This is a genomic window from Bacteroidota bacterium, assembly GCA_018816945.1.
Taxonomy (GTDB): Bacteria; Bacteroidota; Bacteroidia; order Bacteroidales.
In genome coordinates this window covers 1-17,342 of record JAHIVC010000052.1, presented here as the reverse complement: position 1 = coordinate 17,342, position 17,342 = coordinate 1, and the positions used below count along the sequence as shown (strand labels likewise).

Below are 17,342 nucleotides of genomic sequence, written 5' to 3'. Positions count from 1 at the left end.
TTCTTTGAATTTAAAGAATTACGTATATTAGCGTAATCAAATACTTAAATAGCGTAATTAATAAAATTTGTTCAATATTTTAGGGTCAAATCATTAAAAACAGCAACATCATGAAACGGGAAATCATAAAAATTGATGAAGAAAAATGCACAGGGTGTGGATTATGCATCCCTGGTTGCCCCGAAGGTGCCTTACAAATGATTGATGGTAAGGCCAGGCTGGTTAGCGATTTGATGTGCGATGGTTTAGGTGCTTGTATTGGTGAGTGTCCCGTAGGAGCGATTGAGATTGAGGAGCGGGAAGCAGAGGCTTACGATGAAACAAAGGTTATCAAAGAAATTATAAAAAAAGGGAAAAATACAGTCATTGCCCATTTATCACATTTACAGGATCATGGTGAATTCGGATACTTAAAACAAGCTACCGATTATTTAATATCAGCTCAATGCGAATTAGATTTTGATTTAGATGAAATACTTATGAAGGATCATAAAAAGGAGGACCCCAAAATTAATGTGACACAACATCATGAACATGGACATGGCTGTCCGGGTTCAGCAATGCGCGATTTTAAAGTTGACGAAAAACAAATGAACGCAGCGGCTCAGAGTTCAAATGATAAACAACCATCAACGTTGCAGCAGTGGCCGGTGCAAATGCATTTGGTTAATCCCAATGCCCCTTACTTCAGAAATGCAGATGTATTATTGGCTGCTGATTGTGTTGCTTTTTCAATGGGTAATTTTCATAGGGATGTGCTAAAAGGCAAAGGCTTGGCAATTGCTTGTCCAAAGCTGGATCAAGGGATGGATATCTATGTTGATAAGCTTAGGCAAATGATTGATGTCGCCATGATTAATACTTTACAGGTAATGATAATGGAAGTGCCATGCTGTGGCGGACTCATTCACATGGCAAAAAAAGCATTGGAAGGAGCGTCACGAAAAATCCCGATTAAACAAACTGTGGTCAGTATAAGGGGAGAAATACTTAGCGAACAATGGGTCTGATTCCCTCTGTTGCTTTGATTATCAATTTATTCTGATAATAAATAACTAAATAAAAAAACTTGTAAAACAAAATATATTATGGAAACCAACGAATTTAAAAAAGCACATATCTTCAAATTTGAAGAAGAAGTAGATTATTCAAGTGGCTCTATCATCAGCAAAAATGTGCTGAAAAATCCTGCCGGAAATGTATCCTTATTTTCATTTGATAAAAATGAAGGACTAAGTGAACATACTGCACCGTTTGACGCAATGGTACAAGTGATTGATGGAAAAGTTGATATAAAAATTGGGGGCGAATCGCATATCGTATCAAAGGGAGAAACCATTATTATGCCTGCCAATATCTCACATTCGCTAAAAGCAGTTGAAAAGTTTAAAATGATTTTAACAATGATCAAGGGTTAAGCACCCTTTTTTTGCCCTATTTTTCTGTATTTATTAAGATTTTATAAAAATAACAACAATGAGTGAACTAATTAATAATTCGCAAAAACGAAAAGAATTACTCAAACACATGATTTTGCAACTTCATGAGGGCGAAGCACCGGAAGAAGTAAGGGGACGCTTAATCGAATTGATGAAAAAAGTACCTTATGGCGATGTAGTAGAAGTTGAACAGGAGCTCATTTCAGAAGGAGTCCTTGACGAAAAGGAGGTCTTGAAATTTTGTGATATGCATACACAAGCCCTGGAAGGAGCTATTGATTTGAGTGGTGCCAAAGAAATTCCTATAGGTCACCCGGTTGATGTTTTCACTAAGGAAAACCTGGAATTAAAAAAAGTAATCAATCAAATCAGGAATGTTTTTACTGAGTTTGATGGACTTGCTGATGATCATATTCCATCAAAATTTATGAAATTAAAAGGACTGTTTAATGCATTGATGGATGTTGATAAACATTATCGACGTAAGGAAAATTTATTATTTCCTTATCTTGAAAAATATGGGATTACCGGGCCGCCTAAAGTAATGTGGGGCAAACATGATGAAACCAGGGGTTTTTTAAAAGCTGCCTTAGAAACACTTGATATAACAGAAGGCATTTCTCTTGATGAAGTAAAGGTGTTAATTGAAATGGTATTATCGCCGGCATTAAGCGCAGTTGAGGATATGACTTTGAAGGAAGAAGAAATCCTATTTCCGATGACCATGGATAAACTTACAGACATTGAGTGGTATGAAATTCAGGAACAGACTTTGGAAATCGGATTTTGCCTTTACGATCCGAAAGAGGAATGGAAACCTGAAGGAATGGTTCAGAAAACAAATGCTTCCTCCGAAGATAAAGAAATGATTCAATTATCAAGCGGAAGCTTTACCAAAACTGAACTAGAAGCCATTTTAAATTCATTACCTATTGATATGACCTTTGTGGATAAAAATGAAAAAGTGAAATATTTTTCCCAATCGGAAGAAAGAATCTTCGACCGAAACCGGGCCATCTTAAATCGGGATGTTAAACTTTGTCATCCGCCATCAAGTGTTGGGATTGTCGAGGAAATTTTGAAAGATTTTAGTTCGGGAAAACAAAGCAAAGCTCCATTCTGGATTCAGATGGGGGGTAAATTTATCCACATCGAATACATCGCATTGAATGATAAAAGCGGAAATTTTATAGGCACCTTAGAAGTGTCTCAAGATTTAACCGCAAAAAGAAAATTAGAAGGAGACCAAAGACTTTTATCTTATTCGAAAAATGAGTAGCTGTATGAATAACGCAAATTTACAAATAATACCTAAAACAAATATAGGGGAACTTCTTGATCATTTTCCACAATTGGAGGAAGTGTTAATTGAGATGGTTCCCACTTTTAAAAAGCTGAAAAATCCGATTTTTAGAAGAACCATTGCTAGGGTAACCAGCTTACAACAAGCTGCTCTGGTTGGAGGCATTGCATTAGATCAGTTAATTAATAATTTACGAAACAAAGTAGGACAAGAAAATATGGATCATTCACACCCGACAAATATCGAAAATACGGTTGCACCAGCTTGGTTTGCTACCGACAAAATTGAATACACTTTTGATGCACGCGAAATTATCGCCGATGGTGGCCATCCGCTGCCAGAGGTTGTTGCAGGAGCTTATAAAATTGAAAAGGGACAAATTTATGAACTTATTACGCCTTTTCTTCCCGCACCACTTATCGATAAGGTAAAAGCCATGGGTTTTCAATTCTGGTCGAAGCAAGAGGGACCCGTTTTTTATACTTATTTCTTTAAAGGCTAAACCTTATTTGCCCGGATCAAGCTTATGAAGAAGAATCGTTTCCTTAAATTTTTAAAGTGGCTTCATAGATGGCCCGGACTGATTGCTGCCTTCTTTTTGTTTTTCTGGTGTTTGTCAGGTATAGTTTTAAATCATCGGCAAACTTTTGCTAATTTTGAGGTAAACCGGAAATATCTGGCAGGTGAATATCAGTATAAGAATTGGAATAATGCTTCACTAAAAGGATCGATCCAGATTAACTCGGATAGTTTGCTAGTTTATGGCAATATTGGTGTTTGGCTCACTGATTCTTCCTATTCAAGCTTTACTGATTTCAATAAAGGTTTCCGTTCTGGGATTGATAACCGAAAAATATTTAAGTTATTAAAAACCGAAAATGGGAGTTTATTAGCGGCAACTCTATTTGGTTTGTACATTTATCAGAATGATGGGTGGCAAAAAATAAAATTGCCCGTTGATGAAGAACAAACAGTTGGACTGGCATTCGCCAACGACTCTGTTTATGTGATGACACGCTCTCATATTTTAGCATCAATAGATAATCCGGGTAATTATCAATTCTCGGAAATTAAAGTTTTTGCACCTTCTGGTTACGACAATAAAATAGGCCTTTTTAAAACTTTATGGGTAATCCATAGTGGCGAGATTTATGGTAAGATTGGGAAATTAATTGTCGATCTGGTGGCAATTGTTTTTATTGTTTTGGCCATTACAGGATTGGTATATTATTTTTCTCCCGGTATTATTCGCAGACGAAAAAACAAAGATAAGGACAATAGTAAAATTAAACAGTTTAATAAATTTTCGATCAAATGGCATAATAAAATCGGAATCTGGCTCGCAGTGCTCTTGATGATTACTACCATAAGCGGAATGTTTTTACGACCGCCAATGCTTATAGCCATCGTCAACTCGCGTGTAGCAAAGTTAAAATATACGAATCTTGACAATCCAAATCCTTGGTTTGATCGATTCCGCGACATTCTTTACGATGAAGAATTGGATCGCTTTTTAATCGGTACGGTCGAAGGAATTTATTTTTCAGAGGATCACTTTAAATCAGCGCCTGTTTTAGCTCCGGTGCAACCTCCCGTTTCGATTATGGGGATTAATGTTTTTAAAAAAATTGGACTTGGTGATTACTTGATAGGCTCTTTTTATGGGCTTTATCGTTGGATACCTGATCATGGATTTGTGCAGGATTATATTTCGAAATCAACCCAATTCAATATCGATAGGGCAGGTCCACCCATAGGGCAGTTTATGGCGGCTGGTTTCATTGAAAAAAATGACGGAGCGGAATACCACATTGATTATAATGCAGGCATAATTCCTTTAAATTCAAGAGTGAAATTTACCGAAATGTCATATCAAATGCTTCAAAAATCGCCAATGTCTTTATGGAATTTTGCCCTGGAAGTTCATACCGGGCGCTTCTTCAAGTTTATTTTTGGTGATCTATACATCCTTATTATACCTATCCTTGGTTTATTAGCTTTTACGACTATTTTAAGTGGAGTCGTGGTTTGGATCAAGCTTTATGTGCGCAAAAAGCGTAAGTAATTTGGATTCAATATAAATTGACTTAATCTGCCAAATATTGTCAAATTGAGGTGTTTTTTAATGTGATTTTTATGTAAATTTGATTACGAAAAAAAGTACAGGAATACCTAAATTTAGCGCGATTTTTTTATATCAAATGAGATCACGATGTTCGAATTACTAAGATTTCTTACTCCGCCAAAAGGTTGGAAAACGATAGCAGCGATAATTGCAGGATCAATTGTTGGAATCAGCTTGTATGCTTTTTACACTTCAAATGCCATTTCCTATCTTTCTGATGATCCCGCAACTTGTGTTAATTGTCATATCATGGCTCCTGAATATTCAACATGGGGCCATAGCTCGCATCGCGAAAGAGCAGTTTGTAACGATTGTCATGTTCCGCATAACAATGCTGCAAATAAATGGTTTTTTAAAGCGAAGGATGGAATTCGACATGCCACCATATTCACTGCTCGTTTGGAACCACAAACCATCTTCATCAAATCGGCCGGAATAAAAGTAGTTCAGGATAATTGCGTACGATGTCATCATGAGTTAATTACGGAATCAAAATTATTGGTACAAACGGAAGTGTTTCATAATCAGTTCAAGGACAGATTATGCTGGGATTGTCATCGGGAGGTGCCACACGGCAGAGTGAACAGTTTATCGAGCGTTCCATATGCAAGAGTTCCGGTTTTATCAAGTCCGGTTCCTAAGTGGTTAAGAACAGATCAGGAAAAGAAATAATATAATAAGTATAGAAATGAAAAGAGCTAATCAAAATTCAAATCGAAAGGCCTGGGTTAATTGGGTTTTATTTGTGGCCAGTATCGTGGTTGTTTTCTTGCTGGGACTTTTAGCCTCGTCAATTACTGAGCGTAGAGTTGAAGCAGTTTTTGCTTATCAACCAAGAGTTAAGTTAAGTGAGTTCGAGCCTCGAAATAGCGAATGGGGTAAAAACTATCCTATGGAGTATGAATCCTACATGAAAACATCCGACACCTCTTTCCGTACTTTATATAATGGGAATGCCGTGATTGATATGTTAGAAGTTGATCCCAGGTTGGTTGTACTTTGGGTAGGATATGGATTTTCGACAGATTATAAACAAGGCCGTGGACATTTTTATGCCATTGAAGACACCAGAAATACATTACGAACAGGTGGGCCAATCAAACCGGCTCAAGGACCTATGCCCGCAACATGCTGGACTTGTAAAAGTCCGGATGTTCCTAGACTTATGAAAGAAAATGGAATTGCTGAGTTTTATAAAGGGCAATGGGAGGATAAAGGAGCAGAGATAGTGAATTCAATTGGATGTGCCGACTGCCATGATAATGAAACCATGGATTTACGTATTACCAGGCCAGCTTTAATTGAAGGATTTCAAGCGATGGGTAAAGACATCGGGCAGGCCAGCCATCAGGAAATGCGCTCATTGGTTTGTGCACAGTGCCATGTTGAATATTATTTTAACAAGAAAGTTCCTGTTGAAGGCGTTCCTTATTTAACCTTTCCATGGAAAAATGGCCAGACAGCAGAAGATATGCTGGATTATTATAACGAAATTGGATTTGCAGATTGGACACATAGTTTAAGTAAAGCGCCTATGCTAAAGGCACAACATCCCGGATATGAAGTTTATCAAACCGGAATTCATGCTGAAAGAGGAGTAAGCTGTGCTGATTGCCACATGCCATATCAAAGCCAGGGCGGGCAAAAATTTACGAATCATAAAATGGTAAGTCCACTTGATAACATCTCCGCATCGTGTCAGGTATGTCATCGTGAAAGTGAATCTACCTTAGCTAAAAATGTTTATGATCGTCAGATGAAAGTTATTGAAATTCGTGATCAGGCGGAAGTTCAACTCGTTCGTGCTCATGTTGAAGCGAAGGCTGCGTGGGATGCCGGGGCTACCGAAGTAGAAATGAAAGATGTATTGCAAAAAATCAGGGCAGCTCAATGGTTCTGGGATTATGTTGCTGCCAGTCATGGTGGATCGTTCCACTCACCACTTGAAACCTCAAGGGTAGTTGGCAAAGCGATCGACAATGCGCAGGAAGCAAGGATTTTATTGGCACGTGTTTTAGCCAATCATGGAATAAATAGTGAAATTCCTTATCCTGATATTGCCACAAAAACCAAAGCTCAAAAATTTATTGGTTTACCAATGGAGAAACTTATTCAGGAGAAAGAGGAGTTTAAGAAAATTGTATTGCCTGAGTGGGATCGGAAAGCAAAAGAAAGAGAGGCAGGTTACAAGTAGAATTGTAACCTAAATCGGTAAATTAACAAACCCACTCTGACCTTTTAAAGCAGGGTGGGTTTGTTATAAAAATGAACTTCACTCTAATTCGCACAAAAGTTTATATGAGGGCTTATCTCACCGTAAGTTTTACATTATAATAACCTATGGCAGCCGTGGTAGATACTTTCACCACCCAGGTTCCGGCAAAATCTTTTTTATTTTCATCGGTATAGGCGTTAATAGTCTGGTTCCAGTTCAGGCTTTCTTCACCATCAATTTCTAATGATTTAAATTCTTTGCCGTTTGGTTTGTTAATCATGATTTTGATACGGCCTTCTCTTGCTTCTGCTGAAATGCGGATTTCCAATGATTTCTGTTCCTTATCGAACTCCATTTCATATGATCGTTCAATGTTCTTTTTTTCATCAAATTCTTTACGAAAGGATAGCGTAGAGTTTTTCGTATTATCTAGTAATTGAAAATAATTATCGGAAGAAGCAGACCATGTAGTACCTGAAAATGCCTTGCCTACTGTTCTCATTGAAGGAGCAATGATACTGTCCATATTATATAAATGTTTTCTCGCTTCCTTGAACTTCTCAATTTCTTGTTCTTCTTTTGATTTGCTGGTTCCGGTTGATTGGCTCATTGCTAAGCCCGGGGCTACGAATAAGCAGATAATTAGGATAATTGTTGCCTGTGTTTTCATTTGTATAAAATTTAATTATTTAAAATATTTTTATGATGTAAAATTAAATACTCAATTCAAGATATGATGTTAATGCTTGGTTAACGTTTGGTTAATGCGTTTATAAATTGGGAAAAAGCATTAATTTTATTCAAAATTCAACAAATGAGTTCTAAATGATAATTTCTGTAAAATGATTCATTCGTTAATAAATCAGATGTTTAGCATTCAGTTTTTAATAAAGTAATTGTTAATGAAACCACACATCATCGTTAGTGCTTCCTTGTTTGCATTAATTGTATTTTTATCGATTCAATTTTATACCATCATCAATGTATATCAAGTGAGATCGCATGATTTTGATACAAGATATAATCAGGTAATCCGAGAGGCTATGGATGAGCTTAATGATTATTCGCCGGAACTTGGTCTTGATTCGATGTATTGGTACATGGATAAAATCAGTTTTTATTTTAAGGGAATTGGATATATTAATGATCCTAAATTATCAGATTCTCTGAAGGCGACATTTTATGATAATGTGATGAGTATCATGACAGTTACGGAACCTTTCAGTAATAGGATCAGTTATAAATTAAATCAACAGAATATGGATCCAAATTTACGGGCTGGATTTATTATTCACGATTATACAGTCATTAACGATTTTGATGATTTCCCAATAGTCAGGAATGATACCCTAATTCTTGGAGATGTGAATTCAAGGGTACTCAATCAAAATCTTCAGGGCGTGCTTCTGGATAATTTCCGGGTCGAACGAAGTTTTTTCTCGGTAAATTTTGATGTTTATGTTGACTTTACCAGAAAACGTCAGGTAATATATAGTGAAATGATAGGAGTTCTTGTCCTCATTACGGTTTCAATTTTGATCATCAGTCTGGTATTTTATTTTACCCTCAGAAATTTAATGAAACAGAAAAAGATTTCTGATTTAAAATCAGATTTTATCAATAACATGACGCATGAATTAAAAACACCGCTATCTACAATTTCACTTGCTAACCAAGGTTTGTCGAACGAAGATATAGTGAAGAACCCGCTTAAGATTAAAGAGTATTCGAACATAATCTCCCGTCAAAATAAACACCTAACACAAATCATTGATCAAATACTGGATATCAGCATGTGGGAGAAGCAAAAAATTAATCTTGTACTCAAACAAATCGATTTTGTCCATTTTTTAAATGAAAAAATTGATAGTTTTAAGTTGGTGCATGAGGAAGTACAGATAAAAACATTCATCCCACGGAGTGCATTTTTTATTTACGCTGATGCATTTCAGTTGTCAATAGCCTTAAATAATTTATTGGATAACGCGGTTAAGTATAAAAGAGGTGAATTAAATCTTATCATTGATTTAATTGTTAATCCGGATGAAATGATTTTAAAAATCAAGGATAATGGGATCGGGATCAATCCGAATGATCAGAAACATATCTTCGAAAAATTTTACAGGGTTAATACTTCATCCGTGCATAATACCAAAGGATTGGGTTTGGGTTTGTTTTACGTTAAAAGTATCATTGAAGCACATGGAGGAGAGTTATGGTTGGAAAGTGAATTAAATATAGGTACTACATTTTTTATCAAATTAAAAAAATAACAAATGAGTCGATTACTATTAGTCGAAGATGAACGGGATTTTCGCAATTTGTTGACCTCTTTTTTACAAATGCAGAATTTTGAAGTGATAACTGCCGAAGATGGGGAGGATGGCTGGAATAAATATAAAACCAGCAGACCTGATCTTTGTATTCTAGACATCATGCTTCCAAAAAAGGATGGTTTTTCGCTTGCTGCCGATATTAAAAAAGATAATCCGGATATGTGGATTGTTTTCCTGACAGCCAGAAATTTGAAAGAAGACCGGCTAAAAGGATTGGCAATTGCAGACGATTATATTTGCAAACCCTTTGAAATAGAAGAGTTAGTGCAACGTATTCAAAATCTACTGAACAGGAAAACCAAAATTGGTCCCAATGAATTAAATGAGTTTAGCGTTGGTAAGTTTATCTTTAATTTCGGAAGCTTAAAACTAAAGGGTCCTGATCAGGTTCATTGTTTGACATTGCGTGAAGCCGAACTTCTTAAATATTTGATCGAGCATCTTAATCAAACCGTAAAACGTGAAAATATTCTTTCTGATCTTTGGGGAAATAATGACTACTTTTTGGGGCGATCAATGGATGTTTTTATCAGTCGACTTAGAAAATATTTCCAAAGCGATCCGTCAATTAACTTAGAGACCATCCGACGAGTAGGATATATCCTCAAGATTGTCGATTAATTCCATTCAAGATACCATTAATTAAATCATTTTTTCTAAATTCGTAGACGAAAAAATTATAAAATCAATCCGATGAAAAAGTTATTTAAATTAACCAAATTATTTCTGCTAACAGGAATTGTATTTGTTGGTCTTGGTGCTTCTGCACAAAATCTGGAACAACTAAGCAAAGACATTAAGTCCTTGAAAAATGATAATAAAAACCTTGATCATCGTCTTGATGTTATGGAAAAATCAATTGATGATTTGCTTTGGTTTCAAAGAGTGGGAGATGTTGCCTTTGTTGATAAAGTATATATGTATGGGCCACCTGCAGCTAATGAGAAAAACCCAACTGGTCAGGGGGCAGGCAATCCTACCAAATTTTGGGCGTACATTTTTATTCCTAAAGATATTGATGTAAATAAAAAGTACCCTTTACTTGTTTTTCCACATGGTGGAGTTCATGCTAATGTCACAACCTATTACACCCATATTATTCGTGAGATGGTATCTCAAGGCTATATCGTAGTAGCTGCCGATTATCGAGGAAGTACCGGCTATGGCAAGGGCTTTTATGAAAAAATTGATTACGGAGGGCTTGAGGTAGAAGATGTGGATGCAAGTAGGGCCTACATGGTTGAAAATTACGAATTTGTGGATAAAGACAGAGTTGGGTTAATTGGTTGGAGCCATGGTGGCTTGATCACTCTTTTCAATCTTTATGATCATCCTGAAAGCTATAAAGTTGGTTTTGCAGGGGTACCCGTAAGTGACTTGATTGCAAGAATGGGTTATAAAAATCAGGGTTATCGTGATTTATTTTCTGCAGATTATCATATTGGAAAACCTGCTGATGAAAATGTTGAGGAATATCGACGCAGATCACCAGCCTGGCATACCGAAAAATTAAAAACTCCGCTATTAATCCATACCAATACCAACGATGAAGACGTGAATGTTTTAGAAGTTGAACATTTGATCAAATCGTTGAAAGCCGATGGTAAAAAGTTTGAGTATGAAATTTTTAAAGATATGCCCGGTGGCCACTCGTTCGACCGCATTGATACCAAAGCAGCAAAAGAAATACGGGTAAAAATTTATAAATTCCTTGCGGGATATTTAAATCCACCAAAACCTATTAAAACCTTAAAAGAATTACATAAAGCAGGCTATAAATATTAGGAATAGCTTGTTTTCACTCTTGGGAGGAAATGTTCAGCAGATAGTTATCTCTGAATATTTCCTCCTTCTTTTATTATGATCCGCAACGTATATCTAATGTTTTAAAAGATATTATATTTGTTGCAACTAATATGCACCAATTGGAATTATTAAAAAATAGAACTCATTTATTCTCATGTCTTCTGATAATTGTATTAGGAACTATTATCTATTCCAATAGTTTTTATGGAGAGTTTCAGTTCGATGATGGCGTGCATATTGTTCAGCAAAATAAGTTTAATGATCTTTCCCTGTATTCAGAATTTTCAAGTTGGACCAGAATTAATGATCGCCCTTTGTCATATTTTACGCTAGCTATAAACAGATCATTAAATGGAACAAACGTATTCGGCTACCATGTCTTTAATTTGATGGTTCATCTTCTGACAAGTATTTTGGTCTACTTCTTCACACTTTTATTACTTTCTCAAAAGGTAGTCCATTCAAATAAAATCATAGGAAAAGAAAAACTCACTGCATTATTTATCGCATTGATTTTTTTGTGCCATCCGATTCAAACACAGGCTGTGAGTTATATCATTCAACGAATGACTTCTCTGGCAGGGCTTTTTTATATTGCATCAAGTTTTTTTTATTTAAAGGCAAGGTTGTCGCAGGTGAAAGGGGAGTTATATATTAAGTTTGTATCTTTTTATGTTTTAACGATTATTACAGCGATCGCATCGGTTCTTTCCAAACAAATTGCAGTTACTTTACCTATTGCTTTTTTATTGATCGAATTCTTTTTTATCAGAAATAATGAAGGAAAACGGTTTAATAAATTATTGCTTACCGGAGTTATTGCTATTTTGATTTCATCTTTTGTAGTCATTCTTGGAGGACTTCTTCCCAAAGAAACAGAAAGTATTAGTCGATACGAATACTTTATTACCCAAATTCGGGTAATTGTAAAATATGTTCAGTTACTTGTCCTGCCGATTTCACAAAATTTGGATTATGATTTTGTGATTTCCAAATCATTGTGGGGGATAGATGAGTTGATTAGTGGCGTTGTTGTCATCAGTTTGCTGGTTTCTGCTTTTACGATCTACCGCAAACACCCATTAATTTCATATGGAATTGCCTGGTTTTTTATAACGCTTATGGTTGAATCGAGTATCATTCCGATCAGGGATGTAATATTTGAACATCGTTTGTATTTGCCAATGATGGGATTTGCGATAATTCTGGTGCTTGCGCTCATTGAGCTATTGAGAAAAATTAAGCAAGGCCAATTAATTATGGTTTTCTCCTTAATTATAGTGGTATATGGCTGTTTAACACTAGTTCGAAATACAGTATGGAAAACAAAACTTGCATTATGGTACGACGTGGTGCAAAAGTCACCTGCAAAAGCTCGACCACATTTAAATCTTGGCATTGCATATTTTCATTTGTTTAAGCCGGTGCCTGCCATTGAGCAGTTTAATATCGCTAATAAAATAGAACCTGAGAACGATCAGGTTTATTACAATAGGGCAGAGGCACTTCTGGTTCTTAACCGAACAGAAGACGCCATCAGGGATTTAAATCAGTCAATTTCACTCAATGATAAATTTGCTGAAGCATTCGATACCAGAGGTATTGCAAGACTACGAATGAAAGATTTTGATGCTGCAATTGATGATTGTTCAAAAGCTATTGAATTAAAACCCGAACTTGAGTCAGCTTGGTTTAATCGGGCAAATGCATATTTATTTAAAGGAGAAATCCAAAATGCACTCAATGATTTAAATAAAGCCATTCAACTAAATCCGAATTTTGCAGCTGCTTTAAATAATCGTGGTCAGGTGATGTTGAACCTTGGGAAATATGAAGATGCAATCATTGATTTGAATAAAGCCCTTGAAATTGAACCGAGACTAAGCAATGCATACAATAACAGGGCAAAGGCTTTTTATGCAATTCGTCGGTTTGATTTATCCATAAAAGATTTAAACACTTCATTGCAATTCAATGCAAAAGATGGAGAAGTATTAAAACTCCGTGGAATTTGTTATCTTGAACAAAATAATTTTGAACAGGCATACAGTGATTTTTTGAAGGCAATGGAATATGGAGCTCAGATTGATGAAACCTTATTGGAGAATTGTAAGCAGAGGTTAATAATTCAAAAATAATAATGATGGAAAAAGTTTTGGTGATCATTCCGGCATTTAATGAAGCCGCAAGCATTGTGGAGGTTATATCTGCCATTAAGCAGGAATATCCGACCTTTGATTTGTTGGTTGTAAATGACGGTTCTGCTGATGAAACCGGAAAGCTTGCCGAAAAAACAAAATTGGCATCTGTGATTAATCTACCTTATAACATGGGAATCGGGGCAAGTGTGCAAACCGGTTTTAAATTCGCGAAAGAGCACGATTATCCAATCGCTCTGCAATTTGATGGTGACGGTCAGCACATGATTGAGGAGATTATTAAAATAATTAAACCCATCATGGCAGGAGACGCAGATTGTGTGATTGGATCCAGGTTTATACAGAAAACCCAAACTTATCAACCCAAATCATTCAGAATGATTGGCATATACGTATTGAGGCTCTTTAGCTATTTCTTTGTCAGACAACGGATTGCCGATCAAACATCCGGTTTTAGGGCTTATAATCGAAAAGCGATTGAATTTTTAGCGACACATTATCCGGTTGATTTTCCGGAACCTGAACTTATTATCCTGCTAGGTAAAAATGGGTTTAGAATGAAGGAGGTATTTACCCAAATGCGTGAGCGGCAAGGCGGCGTGTCTTCAATCCCAACCTGGAAGGGCCCCTATTATATCGTTAAAGTTTTATTATCAATGGCCATGGCGGCCTTAAGGTCAAAAAAATTAAAAAATTAAATTAGAGTGTCATGGATAACAGGATACAAATAATTGCCATCGCAGGAAGTGTTTCACTTTTAATCTTTATCATTATTTTAATCCGGCAACATCGTTTAAAGGAAGAATATTCCATTCTTTGGTTGTTTTTCACAAGTGTGTTTGTTCTGTTTTCTATATGGCGTAACGGACTTGAATGGATGGCAGATATTTTAGGAATAGCCTATCCTCCGGCTGCCTTATTTATGATTTTAATAATGGCCCTATTTATCATTATGATTGAGTTTTCCCTCATCATTTCTAAACAATCTTTCTGGATTAAATCAATTGGCCAGGACATTGGATTGATGAAGCAGGAGATGAATGTACTGAGAGAGAAACTTAAGCGCGCAGAAATAGAGAATATTACTGAAATGGATTCTGAACAGAATGAAATGTAACAATTTACTATATAATTATAATAAGGTGTAATGAATATAAGCCGCTTATTTGTTGAAGGAATAGATTTTCTATCTCAGCTTAAGGAGAATAGAAATGTTATTTTAGAGTTGACAAAACGTGATTTTTCTTCAAAATATATAAAAAATATATTTGGATTGGCATGGTCAATATTTGACCCTTTAGCATTTATAATCATATTATACCTTGTTTTTGGATTTAGATACGGGCATATAAATACCTTAGGGGTACCTTATATTACCTATCTTATTACCGGATATATTTCTTATGAATTATTTAGCACAACCTTAATGGCTGTTGTTAATAGTATTAAAGAGTATTCTTTTTTGATAAGAAAGGTAAATTTCAGAATTGCTATTTTACCTATTGTTAAGATTCTTTCAAGTTTAATGCTTCATGCCATAATTGTAATTATTGCAATATTATTACTCCTGGTAAATAAGATTCAGCCTTCATTATTTTGGATACAACTTTTATATTATATATTTTGTTTCGTCGTTTTAATCACTGGTTTGGCTTGGCTTACGTCTTCAATCAATTTGTTTTTTCCCGATATAAAGAATATTATTAGCATTATAAATAGGGTTCTATTCTTCCTAACACCAATCTTCTGGAATATTAAAGAATTACCTAAGGATATTGCCATTATAATGCAATTTAATCCATTGTATTATATTGTTAATGGTTACAGAGATAGCCTTTTATTTAAGACTGGATTTTGGGAGTATCCAGTTTTGACTTTATATTTCTGGACTCTCACATTTATTATTCTAATAGCTGGGATATTAGTTTTTAAAAAATTAAGGCCTCATTTTGCCGATGTTACCTAAATAGAATTAAATGGATGAAAAGGAAGTAGTCATACAGTTATCAAATATCTCAAAAAGGTATAAGTTATATAAAAGTAAAGTCGACAGATTAAAGGAATCATTACACCCACTTAGAAAAGTATTCCATAGGGATTTTTACGCGCTTGAAAATATTAATTTGGAAGTACGTAAAGGAGAAATTCTCGGCATCATTGGACGGAATGGTTCAGGGAAATCAACTTTGTTAAAAATAATTTCAGGCATCTTAACACCTTCAAATGGCCAAGTATTTACCCAAGGTAAAATAGTCCCTTTATTAGAGCTTGGTTCGGGCTTTAATCCTGAATTTACGGGAATCGAGAACATTTTCTTTTATTCTTCCTTAATGGGGTTTTCACGAAAGGATATGGAAGAACGAATTGATCAGATTCTTGAATTTGCTGAAATTGGTGATTTTATTTACCAACCTCTGAAAACATACTCAAGTGGAATGAAAGCTAGATTGGCATTTGCTGTCTCCGTTAATATTGACCCTGATATTCTTATCTTGGATGAAGTCTTATCGGTAGGGGATGAGTTGTTTAGAAGAAAATGCTTTGCTAAAATGGAAACATTCTTCAAAGCTGGTAAAACCATATTATATGTCAGTCACTCAATTAGTTCTGTTAACCTACTTTGTTCTCGTGCGATTCTAATTGATAAAGGTCAGGTCTTGGCAAATGGGATTCCCAAAATGATCACTAGTATTTATCAAAAAATGATTTTCTCAAAAATAATTTCTCATGACTTATTAGTTAGGCAAATTCAGAAGGATATTACTGATTATAATATACAAGTAAATGAGAATTTAAAAAATGATTTTAAATTTAACTATGAACTATCCAGAAATTCAGTTAAGAACTATCCTCTAAAAGATTATTTTATTGATGGTTTAAATCCTAAGAGCACTGTTGAATATATAGATAGTAAGGTGGAATTTTCTTTAATTGGTATTTTTTCATTAGATGGAAGAAGAGTCAATGCTTTAGTTTCTGGAATGACTTACATTTATCAATATAATGTTTTGTTTTTAGAAAATTTAAAGGACATTTCGTTTGGTATGCAAATAAAAACTGAGCAGGGGCAAATGTTAGTCGGTGCTACAATCCCTGATCATCTGGATCTTTTAGCAACAAGATTGGATTTTAACAAAACTGACAGGGTTACGATTAAATGGAAGTTTATAGCGAATTTATTATTGGGAACCTATTACCTGAATTGCGGTGTTTCTTCAACAGTAGGCGAAAAACTCATTTTTTACGGTCGAATAATAGATGCAAGTGTTTTTAAAATTGTTGAATCGCCCGTTGGAATATATGGAATCGCAGATTGTGCTATTGAAATGAATATTGATATGATAAATGTTAATTACTAAATTATTGTTACAAAATGAAAGTTTGTATAATTGGATCAGCCCGTTCAGGAACTACAGCAATCTATGCATTATTGCAAAAAATTCTTATCGATAAGTACAATGAAGTTGATTTTGTATATGAACCTTTTCTTTGGGATATAAATTCATTTAATGATTTTTATGAAAATGTGAAAGGTAATTTTAAATATACTGACTCAATCAGTCATGAAGGAATCGCATCTCATTTGGCACTTCCATTATTTATTAAAAATACAGAAAACATAGATGATTCGTTTCTTCACAAAATTTTTAACCCAATACAGAAGGATAATGCCAAATTAATTAAAATTATTAGAGGGAACGGTCGATATGGAATTTTTAGAAAATACGATCCCGATTGTAAGTTCATATATATCATTCGAAATCCTCTTGATAGTGTAAATTCATTGAAGGACAAGTTCTCATATTATGGTGGTGAGTTTCATAAGGACGATTATAAAAGGTTCAGAGAAGGTGTGCTTAAATATTTTAACGAAGAATTACCGATAAAAAAAGAAAGTGGATTTAAAAGTGAATTACTATGGTGGTATTATATTAATTTGTTTGCATTGGAGTCCTTTG

At 35.0% G+C, this 17,342-nt stretch carries 17 protein-coding genes; 16 read left to right on the top strand and 1 reads right to left on the bottom strand.

Features of this window, described 5'->3' with window-relative positions; translation table 11 throughout:
• Window positions 1–110 precede the first annotated feature (110 nt).
• The 7 genes from KKG99_07755 (at window position 111) to nrfA (ending at window position 7,061) form a co-directional block, all read left to right on the top strand.
• The gene (locus KKG99_07755) at window positions 111–1,010 is read left to right on the top strand and encodes a 4Fe-4S dicluster domain-containing protein (protein ID MBU1012885.1); all 900 of its coding nucleotides are present in this window, start codon (window positions 111–113) and stop codon (window positions 1,008–1,010) included.
• Between the two features lie 78 nt (window positions 1,011–1,088).
• Entirely contained in the window at window positions 1,089–1,418 is a 330-nt protein-coding gene (locus KKG99_07750) for a cupin domain-containing protein (GenBank protein MBU1012884.1), read from the top strand.
• A 58-nt stretch (window positions 1,419–1,476) separates the two neighbouring features.
• Window positions 1,477–2,718, top strand: a complete 1,242-nt coding sequence (locus KKG99_07745) for a DUF438 domain-containing protein (protein ID MBU1012883.1) — start codon at window positions 1,477–1,479, stop codon at window positions 2,716–2,718.
• A gap of 4 nt (window positions 2,719–2,722) precedes the next feature.
• Window positions 2,723–3,244, top strand: a complete 522-nt coding sequence (locus KKG99_07740) for a DUF1858 domain-containing protein (protein ID MBU1012882.1) — start codon at window positions 2,723–2,725, stop codon at window positions 3,242–3,244.
• Window positions 3,245–3,268: 24 nt separating this feature from the next.
• Window positions 3,269–4,807 carry a PepSY domain-containing protein gene (locus KKG99_07735; GenBank protein MBU1012881.1) on the top strand — a complete coding sequence of 513 codons (1,539 nt, stop codon included), beginning with the start codon at window positions 3,269–3,271 and terminating at the stop codon, window positions 4,805–4,807.
• 147 nt (window positions 4,808–4,954) lie between these two features.
• A complete protein-coding gene (gene nrfH, locus KKG99_07730; protein MBU1012880.1) occupies window positions 4,955–5,539 on the top strand; it encodes a cytochrome c nitrite reductase small subunit in 585 nt (194 codons plus the stop codon).
• A 16-nt stretch (window positions 5,540–5,555) separates the two neighbouring features.
• The gene (nrfA, locus tag KKG99_07725) at window positions 5,556–7,061 is read left to right on the top strand and encodes an ammonia-forming cytochrome c nitrite reductase (protein MBU1012879.1); all 1,506 of its coding nucleotides are present in this window, start codon (window positions 5,556–5,558) and stop codon (window positions 7,059–7,061) included.
• 112 nt (window positions 7,062–7,173) lie between these two features.
• Here nrfA and KKG99_07720 read toward each other — a convergent pair whose 3' ends face one another.
• Window positions 7,174–7,752 (bottom strand): hypothetical protein, encoded by a 579-nt coding sequence (locus tag KKG99_07720; protein MBU1012878.1) that lies wholly within the window; start codon window positions 7,750–7,752, stop codon window positions 7,174–7,176.
• Window positions 7,753–7,984: 232 nt separating this feature from the next.
• Here KKG99_07720 and KKG99_07715 point away from each other — a divergent pair, with 232 nt between their 5' ends.
• The 9 genes from KKG99_07715 to KKG99_07675 all read left to right on the top strand — a co-directional run.
• Window positions 7,985–9,355 (top strand): HAMP domain-containing histidine kinase, encoded by a 1,371-nt coding sequence (locus tag KKG99_07715; GenBank protein ID MBU1012877.1) that lies wholly within the window; start codon window positions 7,985–7,987, stop codon window positions 9,353–9,355.
• 3 nt (window positions 9,356–9,358) lie between these two features.
• Window positions 9,359–10,039 (top strand): response regulator transcription factor, encoded by a 681-nt coding sequence (locus KKG99_07710; GenBank protein ID MBU1012876.1) that lies wholly within the window; start codon window positions 9,359–9,361, stop codon window positions 10,037–10,039.
• Window positions 10,040–10,111: 72 nt separating this feature from the next.
• A complete protein-coding gene (locus tag KKG99_07705) occupies window positions 10,112–11,203 on the top strand; it encodes a prolyl oligopeptidase family serine peptidase (protein MBU1012875.1) in 1,092 nt (363 codons plus the stop codon).
• Window positions 11,204–11,343: 140 nt separating this feature from the next.
• Window positions 11,344–13,362: a tetratricopeptide repeat protein gene (locus KKG99_07700; GenBank protein ID MBU1012874.1), complete on the top strand. Its 2,019-nt coding sequence runs from the start codon at window positions 11,344–11,346 to the stop codon at window positions 13,360–13,362.
• 5 nt (window positions 13,363–13,367) lie between these two features.
• A complete protein-coding gene (locus KKG99_07695) occupies window positions 13,368–14,081 on the top strand; it encodes a glycosyltransferase family 2 protein (protein MBU1012873.1) in 714 nt (237 codons plus the stop codon).
• 11 nt (window positions 14,082–14,092) lie between these two features.
• On the top strand, window positions 14,093–14,500 hold the full coding sequence (locus KKG99_07690; GenBank protein MBU1012872.1) for a DUF2304 domain-containing protein: 408 nt from the start codon (window positions 14,093–14,095) through the stop codon (window positions 14,498–14,500).
• Between the two features lie 30 nt (window positions 14,501–14,530).
• Complete coding sequence (locus KKG99_07685) at window positions 14,531–15,349, top strand: ABC transporter permease (protein MBU1012871.1); 819 nt, start codon at window positions 14,531–14,533, stop codon at window positions 15,347–15,349.
• Window positions 15,350–15,359: 10 nt separating this feature from the next.
• Window positions 15,360–16,742 carry an ABC transporter ATP-binding protein gene (locus KKG99_07680; GenBank protein MBU1012870.1) on the top strand — a complete coding sequence of 461 codons (1,383 nt, stop codon included), beginning with the start codon at window positions 15,360–15,362 and terminating at the stop codon, window positions 16,740–16,742.
• A 14-nt stretch (window positions 16,743–16,756) separates the two neighbouring features.
• Window positions 16,757–17,342, top strand: a 586-nt coding sequence (locus KKG99_07675) for a sulfotransferase (GenBank protein ID MBU1012869.1), incomplete at its 3' end; no start/stop codon positions are given.

Excerpts from the sequence above, each read along its gene's own strand:
- KKG99_07745 (MBU1012883.1), top strand. The coding sequence starts at position 1,477 with ATGAGTGAACTAATTAATAATTCGCAAAAACGAAAAGAATTACTCAAA.
- KKG99_07755 (MBU1012885.1), top strand. The coding sequence starts at position 111 with ATGAAACGGGAAATCATAAAAATTGATGAAGAAAAATGCACAGGGTGT.
- KKG99_07735 (MBU1012881.1), top strand. The coding sequence starts at position 3,269 with ATGAAGAAGAATCGTTTCCTTAAATTTTTAAAGTGGCTTCATAGATGG.
- KKG99_07680 (MBU1012870.1), top strand. The coding sequence starts at position 15,360 with ATGGATGAAAAGGAAGTAGTCATACAGTTATCAAATATCTCAAAAAGG.
- KKG99_07705 (MBU1012875.1), top strand. The coding sequence starts at position 10,112 with ATGAAAAAGTTATTTAAATTAACCAAATTATTTCTGCTAACAGGAATT.
- KKG99_07695 (MBU1012873.1), top strand. The coding sequence starts at position 13,368 with ATGGAAAAAGTTTTGGTGATCATTCCGGCATTTAATGAAGCCGCAAGC.
- KKG99_07690 (MBU1012872.1), top strand. The coding sequence starts at position 14,093 with ATGGATAACAGGATACAAATAATTGCCATCGCAGGAAGTGTTTCACTT.
- nrfH (MBU1012880.1), top strand. The coding sequence starts at position 4,955 with ATGTTCGAATTACTAAGATTTCTTACTCCGCCAAAAGGTTGGAAAACG.
- KKG99_07710 (MBU1012876.1), top strand. The coding sequence starts at position 9,359 with ATGAGTCGATTACTATTAGTCGAAGATGAACGGGATTTTCGCAATTTG.
- KKG99_07750 (MBU1012884.1), top strand. The coding sequence starts at position 1,089 with ATGGAAACCAACGAATTTAAAAAAGCACATATCTTCAAATTTGAAGAA.
- KKG99_07685 (MBU1012871.1), top strand. The coding sequence starts at position 14,531 with ATGAATATAAGCCGCTTATTTGTTGAAGGAATAGATTTTCTATCTCAG.
- KKG99_07720 (MBU1012878.1), bottom strand. The coding sequence starts at position 7,752 with ATGAAAACACAGGCAACAATTATCCTAATTATCTGCTTATTCGTAGCC.
- KKG99_07740 (MBU1012882.1), top strand. The coding sequence starts at position 2,723 with ATGAATAACGCAAATTTACAAATAATACCTAAAACAAATATAGGGGAA.
- nrfA (MBU1012879.1), top strand. The coding sequence starts at position 5,556 with ATGAAAAGAGCTAATCAAAATTCAAATCGAAAGGCCTGGGTTAATTGG.
- KKG99_07715 (MBU1012877.1), top strand. The coding sequence starts at position 7,985 with ATGAAACCACACATCATCGTTAGTGCTTCCTTGTTTGCATTAATTGTA.